This is a genomic window from Brevundimonas sp. AVps5, assembly GCF_058681515.1.
Genome location: NZ_CM178740.1, coordinates 2,823,349 through 2,838,348, shown reverse-complemented (window position 1 = coordinate 2,838,348; position 15,000 = coordinate 2,823,349). Strand labels below are relative to the sequence as shown.

Below are 15,000 nucleotides of genomic sequence, written 5' to 3'. Positions count from 1 at the left end.
CCGATTCAGCGAACACGGTCTTGCGCCACGAACGGTTCGGCGACATCGTCCGCGGGCCTTTCAGGGAGGGTCTCATGCGCAAGTTCGTTCTGCTGGCGGTCGCCGCTGCCATTCTGTCCGTCGCCACGCCTTCGCTGGCGCAGAACGACCTTCCGGCGGTCATCCCGTCAGCGTTGGAGTGGGTCGACATTCCCGCGCTCGCCCCGGCCGTTACGGACCGGGAGACGCGCCAGCGGATGAACCAGGAAATCGTCCAGGCCATCCTCGAGGCCGCCGGAGACCAGGCTAGGTCCCGGGCCGCCATTACGGCCATCGTCGCCAGGTACCAGCAGAACGCCCTGCCCCAGGGCGCACGGACCCGGCCGGGCCCCAAGTAGGGCGGTCTGCGGCCCTTCGTCCCGGATTCCGCCGGCCGAACCTGAGCCAACCGCAGTTTCGAGGGCCGGATTGGCCGAACCAACAGGAGAGTTTCATGATCCGCGCCTTGATCTTCGCTGCCGCCCTGTCGAGCATCGCCTCAGGTTCGGCTCTGGCCGCGCCTGCCCCTGCATACTCGCCGACCCAGGAAGCGCCGCCGTCGTCCCCTGAGACGCAGTTCGAAGCGCTGGCCCAGGCGTTCGGCACCCGAATGGAGGCGATGGAGGTGGAAATCAGCGCTGCGATCACCGATACGGCGGGCGATCCGGCGCGACGGGACTCTGAACTGGACGCGATCGAGGCGCGTTATCAGGCGGACGCCGACGCCTTCGCCGTGGCCCTCGAAACCTTTGCCAACGGTCAGGCTGATCTCGTTCCGGAGCCGCAGAAGTCCGAGATGAAGGCCGGCATCGTTGCGGCCCTGCCCCGGATCCGGGGTATCCCACAGGATGTCCGGGCGGCCCTGGAACAGGCCGCGGCCTTGCCGCCGCCCGCCGGGTCCTGAGGCCGCCGCCGGCGCCTTACCGCGATTTCACTTGAGCCTGTGGGCCGTCGGACCGAACTTGGGTGCGAACTCAAGGAACGCTCCGCCATGATCCGCGCCCTCTCGCTCGCCGCCGCCCTGGCTGTCCTGCCGCTGTCCGCAGCGCTCGCTGATGAGCCCCAGACGGCATCGGAAGCCGCCATCGAAGCCGCTGCCGAAGCTTTCGAGGCGCGGATGGAGGCGTTCGGTGAACGCGCCGAGGCGATTTCCGAAGACGAAAACCTGAGCGAAACCCAGCGGGAGGCCCGGATCGCGGCGATCTGGGCCGAATACCAGCCCGAGGTCGCGGCCTTCACCGCCGAGGTCAGCCGCCACGCAGGCCAGATCGCACGGGAAGCCCTGGCCAATATCGATGTCGAGGCCCTGGTCGCCGACGCGCTGAACGACCCCGAGGTGCAGGACGCCCTGCGCACCGCACCGGTTCTCGCCCAGGGTTTGGTCACGAACGGCGCCTGGGCGGCGAACGATCCGGAACAGATTGTCACCTACGGCCTGATCGCCCAGTACGCTCTGGACCAGGCTACGGAGGTCGTGGTGGCCGAAGACGCCGAGGCCGTTGACGAAGCGAACGAGGACTGACAGCCGCGTCTCCTCCCTGTCGCGTAGCGATGGGGAGATGGATCCGTAGCGGAGCGAAGGAGGCGGAGGGGTTCTTGCCGCCTCCAGAGCCCCTCCGTCAGCTCGCAAGGGCTCGCCGCCACCTCCCCATTCGCCAGGAGGCGAACAGGGAGGAGACTTCGACGCCCTACCGCAGCGCCGCGTTGTCGAGGTTCAGTGCCGTGATCGGGATGACCTCGACGTTCGGGTGTCTGGCGCGCAGGGCGTCGATGAACTGCGCCGCGTCGCCGACGATGACCAGGCTGGCCCGGTCGACCGGCAGGTGTTCGGCGAAGGCTGACTGGACCGCCGCCCCGTCGATGGCCTCGACCTTCCCGACATAGGCCGCCAGTTCGCTCATCGGCAGGTCGTAGAGCGCGAGGCTGGCGACAAGACCGCCCAGACCGTCCACGGTTTCCAGAGAGGCTCCGAAGGCACCGGTCAGGATGGCCTGGCGGGTCGTCAGTTCCGATGCCGTCGGCCGGGTGGTCGAAAGGCGGGTGATCTCGGCCAGGATCAGGTCGGAGACCTCGACCGCCGCATCGTTGCGGGTCTGGGCGCTGGCGGTGAACAGGCCGTCCTCGCGGCGCACGCCCAGCGACGAGCGTGTGCCGTAGCTGAGGCCGCGCTTGATGCGGATCTCCTGGTTCAGGCGCGAGGTGAAGCTGCCGCCCAGAAGGGTGTTGCCCAGGGTCAGCGGGAAATAGTCGGCATCGGTCCGCGACACGCCGCGCAGGGCGACGGTGACCGCCGCCTGACCGGCACCCGGCTGGTCGATGACGACGATCCGGGGCGGCAGGGGTTGGCCGATCGGGGCAACGGGGGCTCCGGCGGGGCCGTTTGCATCGCGCCAGTTCCCGAAGGCCGTTTGCGCCAGGGCGCGCGCATCGGCCTCGGAGATAGCACCGGAGAAGACCAGGGTCGCCTCCGACGGGCGATAGCGGCTCTGGTGGAAGGCAGCCACGTCCTCGCGGGTGATGGCGGGGATGCTGGTCAGGGTGCCTGACCCCGGGGCACCATAGGCGGCGTCGCCGTAGATCACGCGGGCGGCGGCCTGTGAGGCGACCGGTCCCGGCGTGGCCAGGGCGACGCGCAGGTTGTCCAGGGTCTGGTCGCGCTGGCGATCCAGCTCCTCCTGCGCGAAGGCGGGATTGCGTACCAGATCGGCCATCAGGGCGACCGTCTGCGGGAAGACGTTGGCCGGGGCGTTGGCGTAGACGTTGGAGAAATCGGGACCCGAACCGGCGCCGATGGTGGCCCCCAGCTGTTCGATCTCGGTGGCGATCTCGGGCGCGCTGCGGGTGGCTGTGCCTTGCGTCAGCAGGGCGGCGGTCATGGCGGCGACCCCGGCCTTGCCCGGAGCCTCGTCGCCCGAACCGGCGTCGAAATTCAGGCGGGCGGACACCAGCGGCAGGCCGTCCTTCTCAACGACCAGCACGCGCAGGCCGTTGTCAAGACGGAAGTCGGCGACCGGCGGCGTGGTCGGGGCGACCGGCTCGGTGGTGGCGGGCAGGGCGGCGCGCTCCGCCTCGGGCAGCAGGGTGAAGACCTGGCCCACGGGGGCGAGGTCGGCGACGGTGACCGGGGCGGTGAACGCCGTCGTCTGTTCCGTCACCGGATTGGCGTCGTCGGCGTTCAGATAGCGGATCGTCAGGGCGCGCTGATCGGTCAGATAGCGCCGGGCCACCCGCTGGATGTCGGCGGCGGTGACGGCCTGGATCTGTGCGATCTCGCGGTCGGCGACCGACGCGTCATTGGTGTTGATCAGGGCCCAGCCGAGTGCGCTGGCCCGGTCTTCTATGGTCTCGCGGCCGCGCAGGGCGTCGGCCACCAGTTCGTTCTTGGCCTCGGTCAGTTCGGCCCCGGTCACCGGCGTGTCACGGAACCTTGCGATCTCGGCCCGGATGGCGGCGATCCCGGTCTCTGGCGTCTCGCCGTCGGCCATGATGGCGTAGGCCGACATATAGCCGGCCTGCTGGGCGAAGTCGGGGCCGGACGAGGCCTGGGCCGCGATCTGCTGCTCATAGACCAGCGAGCGGTACATCCGCGAGCTCTCGCCAGTCGACAGGATGCCGTCCAGGACGGTCAGGGGAATGCGATCGGCGTCGCGATAGGCGACCGTCGGCCAGGCCAGGACGACGGCAGGAAGCGGCACGTTCGGCGCATGGAAGGTCGCCTCGCGCGGGCCGGTCGGCTCGGGCTCCACGACGTTGTTCCCGGGCAGGGGACGGTCCGGATTGGTGATCGGCGCCATGTATTCGCTGATCCAGCCGTCCAGTTCGGCCTGGTCGAAATTCCCCGCCACGATCAGGATGGCGTTGTCGGGCCGGTAGTAGGTGGCGTGGAACCTGCGCACGTCCTCGATGGTGGCGGCGTCCAGGTTCTCAAGCGACCCGATCACGCCGCGACGGTAAGGGCTTTGTTGATAGAGGGTCGCCGGCATGAAAAGGCTGAACAGACGGCCGTAAGGCTGCGCCAGGACGCCCTGGCGGTACTCCTCCTTGACCACGTCGCGCTCGCTCTCGAACACGCTCTCGTCGACGACCAGCGAGGACAGGCGGCTCGCCTCGGCGAAGATCAGGCGCTCGAGATGATTGGCGGGGATGGTCTCGTGGTAGGCGGTGACGTCGTCACTGGTGAAGGCGTTGTTGTTGCCGCCCACGTCCTCGGTCAGGCGGTCGAAGGTCTCGTCCGGGAAGTCCTTGGTCGCCTTGAACATCAGGTGTTCGAACAGGTGGGCGAAACCCGAGCGACCTTCCGGATCGTCCTTGCCGCCGACGCGATACCAGACCTGGACCGTGACGTTCGACGTCGTCGTGTCGCGCGAGGTGTAGACGTCCATGCCGTTCGGCAGGGTCCGCTTGACGAAGCCCAGCGGCGGCACCTCGATGCCGGCGGGCGGCGCACCGGTCGCGTCTTGCGCCATCACGGGCGAGACGGCCCCGAGGGCGGTGACGATGGCGAGGGCGGCGACGGCCGACTTCAGACGAGACTTCATGAACGGGCTCCCGGTTGTGGCCGGGACCGTATCAGGCCGGGCGGCCGGCGTAAGTTACGGGGCTGTAATGTAGGGAGGAGGCTCCTCCCTCCCCCAGGCGGAGGGGAAAACGCTGGACTACCTCCCGAACACCTCGACGCCGATCTCGCCGTCCGGGGTCAGCCAGGCGCGCTTCATGCCCTGGCTGTTGAAGGGGTCGGCGCGATGGCCCGCCGCGTCGAGCGCGATCAGGCCGCCGTCGCCGCCCATCGCGCCGATGCCGGCGATGACCGCCTGTCCGGCTTCGGTGATCGAGGCGCCCGCCTCGACCCGCCAGTGCATCTGGGCGGCGGCGGCCGTGCGGATGAAATATTCGCCCTGGCCCGTGCAGGAGACCGCGACCCGGTCCGTGGCCCAGACGCCGGCCGCGGGGATCGGTGTGTCGCCGACCCGTCCCGGCAGCTTGCCGAACACGCCGCCGGTCGAGGTCGCGGCCGCCAGACGACCCTGCGTATCCAGCACGCAGCAGCCGACCGTGCCGTGGCTCAGCGCCGGTCCCACACCCGGACCCTGGCCCGGCGGATGGTTGTCCTCGCCCTGGCCGGCGCGGGTGAACCAGGCCTCGGGGTCGTCGATCCGCTCCAGACCGTGTTCGCCCGCGAACCGGGCTGCGCCCGACCCGGCCAGCAGCACATGCGGACTGTGTTCCATCACGGCGCGGGCCGCCCGGATCGGGTTGCGATAGCCCTGGAAGGCGGCGACAGCGCCCGCGCGGCGGCTCGGACCGTCCATCAGGCTGGCGTCCAGCTCGTATTCGCCCGCCAGGTTCGGCGAGGCCCCGCGTCCGGCGACATAGAGGCCGGAGTCTTCCAGCCGAACCGTCGTCTCAACCGCCACGTCGAGGGCCGAGGCTCCGGCCTCGAGTCGCACCCGCATGGCCTCGACCACCTCGCGCATATGGCCGATCTCGGCGGTGTAGTCGCGGCTGCGACGCGCGCCGGCGCCGCCGTGGAGGATGAGGGCGGGTCTGGTCATGGGGTTTCCTGAAACCGTTCAGCCTCTTTCATTCGGGCCGGCGTCTCACTAGCGTCGTTGGCAGGCGCGCGCCACGGGGGCGCTGCCAAGTTCACCCTGACAGGGCGGCCTCAATTCGCGCGATCGCGCGATGGGCCGCCCGAGCGAAGCGAGACCCAGATAATGCGCGCAGTCCTGTCCAAGACCGTCGGCGGCCCCGACAGCCTCGTCGTCGAAGAGGTTCTGGATCCGACCCCGAAGGCGGGGGAGGTCATCATCGAGGTCAAGGCCGTGGGGGTGAACTTCCCCGACACCCTGATCATCGAGGACAAATACCAGTTCAAGCCGCAGCGCCCCTTCTCGCCGGGCGGCGAGGTCTCCGGCGTGGTCGAGGCCGTGGGCGAGGGGGTCAAGGGCGTCTTCAAGGGCGACCGCGTGATCGCCATGCCCGGCTGGGGCGGCATGGTCGAGCGGCTGGCCGTCCGCGCCGAGACCCTGATCAAGATGCCCGACGCCATGTCGTTCGAGGAGGGCGCCGCCCTGATCATGACCTACGGCACCTCCTACTACGCCCTGAAGGACCGGGCCCAGCTGAAGGCCGGCGAACGTCTGCTGGTGCTGGGCGCTGCGGGCGGGGTCGGCGCTGCCGCCGTCGAACTGGGCAAGGCCATGGGTGCCCAGGTCACGGCCGCCGCCTCGACCAACGACAAGGTCCAGTTCGCGTTGGAACTGGGGGCTGACAACGGCCTGATCTATCCGTCGGGTCCGATGGACAAGGCGGCCCAGAAGGAGCTTTCAGGCGAGTTCAAGCTGGCCTCGGGCCGCGACGGTCCGGACGTGGTCTATGACGGCGTCGGCGGCGACTATGCCGAGCCGGCCCTGCGGTCGATGGACTGGAACGGCCGCTATCTGGTGGTCGGCTTCCCGGCGGGCATCCCCTCCTTCCCGCTGAACCTGACCCTGCTGAAGTCGGTGTCGGTGGTTGGGGTCTTCTGGGGGGCGGGTGCCGCGCGCGATCCAGAGGGTCACAAGGCCAATGTCGCCGACCTGATGAAATTCTGGGCCGAGGGCAAGATCAAGCCGCGCGTCAGCCGCACCTTCCCGCTGGAACGCGCCCACGAGGCCATCCAGGCCCTGTCGGACCGCACCGTCATGGGCAAGGTTGTGGTGACCGTCGAAAGCTAGAAATCCTCCCCCCAAAGGGGGGAGGTGGCGCGGCGCGGCTTCGCGACGTGACGGAGGGGGCTACCCGCACACAGGGTGTCCGGAGCCGGCCCCCTCCACCGCGAAGATGCGGTCCCCCTCCCCCGGTGGGGGAGGATCAGCGCAGCTTGTCGAGGGCTTTCTCGGCCGCCTCGCGGTGGCGTTTGCGCACATTCGCCCCGAGGGTCGCGATCACCGCCGTAATCACCGCCGCGTCGTCGGTGAAGCCGATCCCGGCCAGTACGTCCGGGATGGCGTCTATGGGCATGACGAAATAGGCCAGCGCCCCCAGCATGATCCCCTTGGCCGCCATCGGCGTCTCGGGGTCCCTGGCGGCGTAGTAGACGGACACGGCCTGGTTCGCGAACGGGATGCGGGCGGCGACCCGGCCGATCTTGGGCCAGAAGCCGGCCTTGACCCGTACCTCATTGACCTTCTGGACAGACGGGACCAGCGCCTTCGAAGGATCGATGGCGTCCTCCGGGGAGATCGGCCCGGCGGCGGGTTTGGCTTTGGCGGTCATGGCGGCTAAATCCCCGCGGCAATCAGAAGTTCAGATCAGAACATAGGAACGATTACGATGAAACTCGACGGGTCGATCGCAGCGGTGGTGACGGGCGGGGCTTCGGGCCTCGGCGAAGGGACGGCGCGAGCCATTGCGGCGACGGGCGCGAAGGTCGCCCTGTTCGACCTCAACGCTGAAAAGGGCGAGGCCATTGCGGCCGAGATCGGCGGCATCTTCTGCTCCGTCGACGTCACCGACGACGCCTCGGTCGCCGCTGCCTTTGAAAAGGCCCGCGCCGCCCACGGCCAGGAGCGACTGACCGTCAACTGCGCCGGCATCGCCACGGGCATGAAGACCGTCTCGCGCAAGAGGGACACCGGCGAGATCAAGGCCCACGACATGGCCCAGTTCGAGCGCACCGTCCGCGTCAACCTGTTCGGCAGCTTCCGCGTCCTGAGCCAATCGGCCGCAGGGATGATGACCCTGGAGCCCGTGGAAGACGGCGAGCGCGGCCTGATCGTCAACACGGCTTCCGTGGCGGCCCAGGACGGTCAGGTCGGCCAGGCGGCCTATGCGGCCTCCAAAGGAGGCGTCTACGCCATGACCCTGCCGGTCGCCCGCGACCTGGCTCAGGAGGGCATCCGCTGCAACACCATCCTGCCCGGCATCATGTGGACCCCGATGATGGCCGGCATGGACCAGAAGATCCAGGACGCCCTGGCCGCCCAGATCCCCTTCCCCAGCCGTCTGGGCAAGCCGTCGGACTACGCCAGCCTCGTGCTGGAGCTGGCCCGCAACGTCTATATCAACGGCGAATGCATCCGGCTCGACGGCGCCATCCGCATGGCTCCGAGGTAATTTTCGAAAAAGGGGCCTTGCGACGGACCGTCCGGGTCCGCTATAGGCCCCGCTCTCGACGAGACGGATCGCCCAGCCGGGCCCCGTTACGGAGTGCGGGCGTAGCTCAGTGGTAGAGCACAACCTTGCCAAGGTTGGGGTCGAGAGTTCGAATCTCTTCGCCCGCTCCAGTCGAACCAAGAGGCCCGGTCGCGAGACCGGGCCTTTTTGTTTGTGTCCCCTGGAACGCTACCGTCCGCGACGCGGTGGCTCGCGGCCTGAGCGTCAGTCCTCGTGCGCCGCGTTCGGGTCGATCGCCTCGTCCACCAGCCGGCGCCAGTGCGGATCGGTGTCGTCGACCAGGTCGACGTCGTCGAGCAGGGCCACCACGGCATCGCCATCGGGCAGGATCAGACCCAGGACCTCCATGGGTTCGCCGAAGGCCCCGGCGTGAACCTCGGCCTGCACCGCGACCGCCCCCTGTTCGCCGTCGTCGTCCCACCAGATGACGGGCTGGGGCAGGTCCATGTCGATGACCTGCGGGTCTTCGCTGTCGCCGAGGGCGAACACAGCCCGGCGCGCCTGGACGTCGTCCAGGGTGGCGACCCGGCCGGTGAAGGGCTTCAGTCGCGACCAGTCGTCGGCGTCGAAGCCTCCCCCATCCTCGCCGGGGCCTTCAGTCGAATCGTCGGGGCGCGGGTCGTTGGTCATTCCGCAGACTAGCGACCGGAGGCCTCCAGGATCAATCGAGACCGAGCGCCGCCTTGATGACGCGCCAGTCGACGAACTTGAAGTTCTGGGTGCCGATGTCGTTGACGTCGTCCTGGACGACCACGACGCCCTCGGGGAAGCCGCCCACCGCCCCGCCCAGGGCGGCCAGTCCATCCGTGCCCGTGACGCCGTCCACGACCCCGTCCTCGACCACGAACCGGCCCTTGAACTCGTGCGCCGCGCCGTCGATGCGCCAGACCAGGAAGGCGCTGTCGCCCTGGCTGGAGCCGATCAGATAGCGGGCCGCGCCGTCGGCGAGGATGGTCAACCCTTCCGCGTCGGCGACCAGTCGGTCGGTCTCGATGCCCTGGATCAGGGTGCGGGCGTCGCCCGAGGCCGGGTCGAGGCCGTAGCGCCAGACACCGACATTCTCCTCGGCCAGATAGAGGGCGTTGGTCGCCTCGTCGGCGGCGCAGCCCTCGGAGATCGACCCGATCTCGAAGCGACGGACCTCGCGTGACAGCGGCCGGCCGGCGGCGTCGGCGGTCAGGACGAACTGGCGGACCTCGCCTTCGTGGCCGACGAGGATGGCGTGGATCTCGGTGCCGCGACGGGCGAAGCAGAAGCCGTAGGGCTCGACCACGTCGGTGCGGATGGCGCCCCAGGGCCGGACGCCGTTCTGGCCGGTCCCGGCCGGGTCGAACAGATAGAGGGAGACACCTTCCCTGTCCGGGGTCCGGTCGCTGGCACCCAGCACCACCTGCGGACGGCCGGCGACGGTCAGGCCGTCGACCACGTCGACATTGTTCAGCAGGCCCTCGGGCATGAACTGCAGCACAGCCCCGTCGAAGCCGTAGATATAGAGGCCGGCCTTCTTGTCGGTGCCGGCGACGAAGCCGGGGGTCTGTGTCCCCATGACCACGACCGGACGATTTCCGACCCAGACGGCCGGATCGTCGGCCGCGTCCTCGCCCCCGCCGGTGCCGACCGACGGCGTCTCCAGCGTCGCCTGGACCCGGACGCCCGCGCCGATCACGCCTTCGCCCTCGCCCTGGTAGTCGACCTCACGGGTGGCGCAGCCGGCGAGCAGCAGGGCGGCGACGGCGGCAGTGCAGAGGGCGAAATGTCGCATGAGGAATTCCCGTTGGCTGATGTTGCGGCGAGCGGCGCAAATCACGCGGCCGGCGGCGGGTCAACCTCGACATGGCGGGGCATTATGGCGCGGCCCAGAGAATTTCGACCGTACAGAAATCGATTGTCACATCCGGGTCTGCAGATCGAATCAGTAGTGTCGCTCAAGCGTTGCCGTGGCGTCGTCACTCTGGACTAGCAGCGGGCTACAGAGCCGACGGCCGGGGGGTCGATCGGACCATTGGGATGCATAAAATGAAACTCGCACTTCTGCTCGGGGCCGCCGTCGCGCCCCTGCTGATCGGCAATGCCGCCGTCGCCCAGGTCCAGACCGCCGATCAGGTCGAAGAAATCGTCGTCACCGGCCGCCGGCCGATCGCCGAATCCGAAGCCGCCGCGCTTGCCGTCCAGCGCAACTCCGACAGCCTGGTCAGCGTCGTGGCTGCCGACGCGGTCGGCCGCCTGCCCGACCAGAACATCGCCCAGGCTGTGGCTCGTGTCCCGGGTGCCGCCGTCGAAAGCGATCAGGGCCAGGCCCGCTATGTCTCGCTGCGCGGTGCGCCGAACTACTGGACCACGCTGTCGATCAACGGCATCGGTATCGTCAGCCCCGAGGGCCGCGACACCCGCTATGATTCCCTCCCGTCGGCCATCGCGTCGCAGATCGTGGTCAACAAGGCGGTGACCCCCGACCTGACCGGCGAGACCATCTCGGGAAACATCAACATCATCACCCGCTCGGCCTTCGACTATCCGGGCCTGAGCATCGCCGGCAAGCTGGGCGCGGGCCGCGCCGAGCTCGGCGACCGCGACATGTACGAGGGCCAGCTGGTCGTCTCGGACCGCTTCGACACCAGCATCGGCGAGATCGGCCTCCTGGCGTCGGGCAGCTATTTCGAACGCAACATGGTCACCGACAACTATGAGATCGACTGGGAGATCGTGTCCCAGGACGTTCAGCCCAGCGGTGGCGGGAACCGTCTGTGGGCGCGCGAGACCGAGAACAAACTCTATCGCCTGACCCGCAAGAACTACTCCTATTCGGGCCGACTGGACTGGAGCCCGACCGATGGGCATCGCGTCTTCTTCGAGTCGATCTTCACGACCTTCACGGACGACGAAGCCCGCGACAACTACATCTTCGACATGGACGACCGCCAGGCGGACCCCTCGGTCCCGCCGCGCTCGGCCGCCGCGCCCTGCACGGTCGTGCCCACGGGCATCGTGACCAACACCGGCTATGCCGACAGCTGCATCGGCAACACCTCGCTGCTCGGCACGGTCTACGGTATCGACATCAACCAGCGCGCCACCCTGCGGGCCTTCGAGCAGTCGATCTTCACCAACACCCTGGGCGGCGAACACGCGCTCGGTGACTGGGATCTGGACTGGCGTTTGAACTTCACCCGTTCGCGTGATGACCGCTCGGTGACCGGCGAGACGCGCTACGAAAGCCCGTCGACCCGCAACCTGCGTCCGACGATCTTCTACGACTTCACCAACATCGACCGCCACAACATCGAGCTCTACAACACCATCACCACCGGCACCGGCGCGGCGACGACCTACAGCCGCGGCGCGCGCGTCACTGACATCCAGGCGTTCCAGCGCCCCCTCACCCAGCTCACCTCGCTGGACGCGGTCGACGAGACGGAGGCCTACACCGCCCGCTTCGACCTGACCCGCGAGCTGTCGCTGATGGGGGCCGACGCCCGCGTCACCTTCGGCGGCCAGTACGACACCCGCACCAAGGAATCCAACGAACGCCAGATGGTCCTGAACTCGGCGGCCCAGTTCGCCGCGGCCGGGACCTCGACGACCTTCGCGCCGGTCTCGCTGAGCACGCCGTTCGCGGGCGAAATCGGGATGGGCTACACCTTCCGCTACTTCGACCTGGAGGCCATGCGCGCCCAGGTCGCCCGTGCGTCCGGTCTCAACGCCTACAACCCCGTTCTCGGCAATTTCTACAATGTCGAGGAAGAGATCTACGCCGGCTACGGGTCGGTCCGCCTCGGCTATGACTGGGGTTCGGTCCTCGCCGGCGCCCGGGTCGAGCGCATCACCAACACCGGCCAGGCCTTCGTGCCGCTGGCGGGCGTGAGCACGCTGATCACCACGCAAGGTGAGCAGACGATCGTCTATCCGAGCGTCCACGTGAACTATGACATCGACGAGGATCGCAAGCTGCGCGTCTCGTTCTCGACCGGTGCCGCCCGTCCCGACTACGACCAGCTGCGTCCCAACTTCACCTTCAACGACGCCAACCAGACCGTTTCCGGCGGCAACCCGGACGCCCTGCCCGAGCGGGCCTATGGCGTCGACGCCTACTATGAATGGTACATCCAGCCCCAGGGCTTCTTCTCGGCGGGCCTGTTCTACAAGCGGGTCGAGGATGTCCTGTTCAGCGATACGCGGGTGTTCAACTCCACCGTCCTGAACACCACCGGTTTTGACCGGTCGCAGTATCGCCTGTCGACGCTGGTCAACGGCGGCGACGGCTACATCTGGGGCTTCGAGGGCGCTGTGCAGCTCCAGCTCGACCCCTATGTCGACCAGCTGGACCTGCCGGAGTGGATGGGCGGCTTCGGCATCAATGTGAATGTGACCGCCAACGAGTCCCAGGCCACGACGCCTGACGGCAGCCGCGTCACCCTGCCGGGCACGTCGGACGTGGTCTATAATCTGGCCGGCTACTACGAGAAGTACGGTCTTTCGGCGCGCCTGAACTACCGCAAGCGCACTGACTGGCTCGACGGCTACGGCCCGGCGGCCGACGGCGGCAACACCTACTGGGCCGCCGACGACGAAATGGACGCCTCCGTCCGATACGCGGTCACCGATAATCTGGAGGTCTATTTCGACGGCTCCAACCTGCTCAACAATCCGGGCCGCCGCTACGTGCGCGAAAGCCAGTACACCATTGAGTGGGAGCGCTTCGGTCGTCGCTTCGATGCCGGTATCCGCTTCAGCTTCTAGGGCAAACAAACCGTACCAGAACGGGAAGGGCCGGGCGGCGACGCCCGGCCCTTCTGCGTTCTTCAGGCACCGTTCACGGGGATCGGGCGAAAGCGACTGGACCCGCGTCGGGTCTGGCCCTAACCGGCTTGGGTTCGCGGCGGCGCGAGGCTTGCAAGCGTCGGTCCGAACACTCCGACGCGTGCCAAGACAGGAAGACCGAACATGTTCATGGAAGGCGAGATCGACTGGGTCCTGGTACTGGGCATCGTCGCCGCCGTGACCTCGGTCGTCGCCGTCCTGTCGTTGATCTTCGCGGTGACCCACCGGACCCGCCATGTCTCGACCTCGGATGAACTGGGGGCCGTGTCCATGGCCCGCGAGGCTGCGGAGACGCGCCTCTACGAGACGCTGAACGCCATTCCCGTCGCCCTGGTCCAGACCGATCGTGGGGGCAAGTTCGTCTTCGCCAACCGGGCGGCGCACCAGCTGATGGGTCGCCGCGACGCCGAACTGATCGGCCTGCGATTCCACTCGGCGACCTGGGGCATCACCTATCCTGACGGCCGTCCGGTCCCGCCGGACCTGCTGCCGAGTGCGCGGGCCCTGCGTGGCCAGACGGTCAAGGGCTTCCAGCACATCCTCGCCAACCCCTCGACGCGGAGGAAGATGCTGGTCTCGGTGACCGCCATGCCGATCGAGGATTCCCGCGGCCAGATCATCGGTTCGACCGCCGCCATTGTGGAGACCGAAGGCCTGACCACGCCGGAAGCCTTCGAGCCCGAAAGCGCACCTGTCGCGACCCACGACGACCTGACCCGCCGGGTGTTCGAGGCCGCCTCCAGCGCCCTGGTGGTGGTCTCCGCCCACGGGGTCGTCCGCGAAGCCAATCCGCAGGCCCTGGCGCTGTTCGGGCGCACACCGGATGTCGTCGGCGCCGATTTCGCCGACCGGTTCCTGGGCGAGACCGAGCGGGTCGAGGGTCGCCAGACCCTGCGCGCCGCGATCAATGCCCCGCCCGGCGAGGCCGATGGCATCGTCTCGGCCATGGGCGGCGACCGCGGCGTGGCCTGGCGCATCCTGCCGTTGAGCGCGCCGGGCGAGGCTGTCGACGCCCTGCTGCTGGCCGGTGATCCGGTGGCGGCGATGATGGAAACCGAAGCGGAACCTGTCGTTGCCATTGAAGCGCTCCCGGAGCCCGTTTCCGAACCGGAAGCCGAGGCGACCCCGGCCGCCGAGCCTGTGATCGACCTCGCCCCCCAACTCGAAGCCGCCGCTGTGCGCGAGGCGCAGCTGCAGGCCGAACTGGAGGCCGCGCGCGCCGAGGTGAATGCCGAGCGGGCCCAGGCGATGCGTCTGGCCGAAGACGCCCGGGCGGAAGTCCTGTCCCAGGTCGAGACGGGCAACGAAGCCTCGCGTCGGCTGGAGAGTGTCGGTCGCCTGACCGGTGGGGTGGCCCAGGACTTCAATGCGCTTCTGGCAGTCATGACCAGCGCGCTCGACATGATGCTGAAGACCGCCGACGACCCCGCGCGCGTGCGTCGCCTCGGTCAGGCGGCCCTGGCGGCCGGGCAGCGGGGCGAGGCCCTGACGCGTCGGCTTTCGGCCTTCTCGCAGGGCGAGGATGTCCATGCCCAGGTGCTGGACTGCGGCGTGCTGCTGCGCGCCATGGAGGCGCGGTTGCGCGCCCTCGCCGGACCCGGCGTCGATCTGATGATCGAAGGCCCGTCCCACGAAGCGCCGGTGCGCGTCGATCCGGTCGGGTTCGAAGGCGCGGTCCAGGCCCTGGTCCGCAATGCCGTCGAGGCCCAGGGCGGAGCCGGTTCGGTGGCTGTCCGGCTGGAGGCCCTGGCCGACGGCGGCGCGCGGCTGACGGTGCGCGACACCGGTCCGGGGCTGGACGCCGCGACGGCGGCGCGTGCGCTGGAGCCCTTCTTCACCACCCGCGACGGAGCGGCGGGTCTGGGCCTGCCCCAGGCCCACGCCTTCGCGCGTCAGTCCGGCGGCGCCCTGACCCTGACCGGTGCCGAGGGGGAAGGTGCCGAAGCGACCCTGACCCTGCCGGCCGCCGAGGCGCGTATCGAAACCGCTGCCTGAGGCACCTCTTGG

The 15,000-nt window shown here is 68.7% G+C and carries 12 protein-coding genes and 1 tRNA gene; 8 read left to right on the top strand and 5 right to left on the bottom strand.

Annotated features, from left to right (window positions below; genetic code table 11):
* The first annotated feature begins 74 nt into the window (after positions 1–74).
* From ACW18A_RS14365 to ACW18A_RS14355, 3 genes are all read left to right on the top strand, one after another.
* Positions 75–377 (top strand): hypothetical protein, encoded by a 303-nt coding sequence (locus tag ACW18A_RS14365; protein ID WP_492022388.1) that lies wholly within the window; start codon positions 75–77, stop codon positions 375–377.
* Between the two features lie 95 nt (positions 378–472).
* Positions 473–922, top strand: coding sequence for a hypothetical protein (locus ACW18A_RS14360; protein WP_492022387.1), 450 nt, complete (start codon positions 473–475; stop codon positions 920–922).
* An 87-nt stretch (positions 923–1,009) separates the two neighbouring features.
* Positions 1,010–1,540, top strand: a complete 531-nt coding sequence (locus ACW18A_RS14355) for a hypothetical protein (RefSeq protein ID WP_492022386.1) — start codon at positions 1,010–1,012, stop codon at positions 1,538–1,540.
* A 166-nt stretch (positions 1,541–1,706) separates the two neighbouring features.
* Here the strand turns inward: ACW18A_RS14355 and ACW18A_RS14350 are convergent, their stop codons facing one another.
* Positions 1,707–4,556 carry a M16 family metallopeptidase gene (locus ACW18A_RS14350; RefSeq protein WP_492022385.1) on the bottom strand — a complete coding sequence of 950 codons (2,850 nt, stop codon included), beginning with the start codon at positions 4,554–4,556 and terminating at the stop codon, positions 1,707–1,709.
* A 117-nt stretch (positions 4,557–4,673) separates the two neighbouring features.
* Positions 4,674–5,570 (bottom strand): isoaspartyl peptidase/L-asparaginase family protein, encoded by an 897-nt coding sequence (locus ACW18A_RS14345; protein WP_492022384.1) that lies wholly within the window; start codon positions 5,568–5,570, stop codon positions 4,674–4,676.
* Positions 5,571–5,732: 162 nt separating this feature from the next.
* On the opposite strand from ACW18A_RS14345, the gene ACW18A_RS14340 reads away from it, so the two are divergent.
* A complete protein-coding gene (locus ACW18A_RS14340) occupies positions 5,733–6,734 on the top strand; it encodes an NADPH:quinone oxidoreductase family protein (protein ID WP_492022383.1) in 1,002 nt (333 codons plus the stop codon).
* A gap of 136 nt (positions 6,735–6,870) precedes the next feature.
* On the opposite strand, the gene ACW18A_RS14335 is transcribed toward ACW18A_RS14340, so the two are convergent.
* Positions 6,871–7,275: a YkvA family protein gene (locus ACW18A_RS14335; protein WP_492022382.1), complete on the bottom strand. Its 405-nt coding sequence runs from the start codon at positions 7,273–7,275 to the stop codon at positions 6,871–6,873.
* Positions 7,276–7,332: 57 nt separating this feature from the next.
* Here ACW18A_RS14335 and ACW18A_RS14330 point away from each other — a divergent pair, with 57 nt between their 5' ends.
* Entirely contained in the window at positions 7,333–8,115 is a 783-nt protein-coding gene (locus ACW18A_RS14330) for an SDR family oxidoreductase (protein ID WP_492022381.1), read from the top strand.
* 95 nt (positions 8,116–8,210) lie between these two features.
* A tRNA-Gly gene (locus ACW18A_RS14325) sits at positions 8,211–8,285 on the top strand.
* A 94-nt stretch (positions 8,286–8,379) separates the two neighbouring features.
* Here the strand turns inward: ACW18A_RS14325 and ACW18A_RS14320 are convergent.
* Together ACW18A_RS14320 and ACW18A_RS14315 are read right to left on the bottom strand one after the other, a co-directional pair.
* Positions 8,380–8,805 carry a hypothetical protein gene (locus ACW18A_RS14320; RefSeq protein WP_492022380.1) on the bottom strand — a complete coding sequence of 142 codons (426 nt, stop codon included), beginning with the start codon at positions 8,803–8,805 and terminating at the stop codon, positions 8,380–8,382.
* A 31-nt stretch (positions 8,806–8,836) separates the two neighbouring features.
* Entirely contained in the window at positions 8,837–9,937 is a 1,101-nt protein-coding gene (locus ACW18A_RS14315; protein ID WP_492022379.1) for a phytase, read from the bottom strand.
* A 254-nt stretch (positions 9,938–10,191) separates the two neighbouring features.
* Here ACW18A_RS14315 and ACW18A_RS14310 point away from each other — a divergent pair, with 254 nt between their 5' ends.
* Positions 10,192–12,912: a TonB-dependent receptor gene (locus tag ACW18A_RS14310; protein ID WP_492022378.1), complete on the top strand. Its 2,721-nt coding sequence runs from the start codon at positions 10,192–10,194 to the stop codon at positions 12,910–12,912.
* 204 nt (positions 12,913–13,116) lie between these two features.
* Positions 13,117–14,988, top strand: coding sequence for a PAS domain-containing sensor histidine kinase (locus tag ACW18A_RS14305; RefSeq protein WP_492022377.1), 1,872 nt, complete (start codon positions 13,117–13,119; stop codon positions 14,986–14,988).
* The last annotated feature ends 12 nt before the right edge of the window (positions 14,989–15,000 follow it).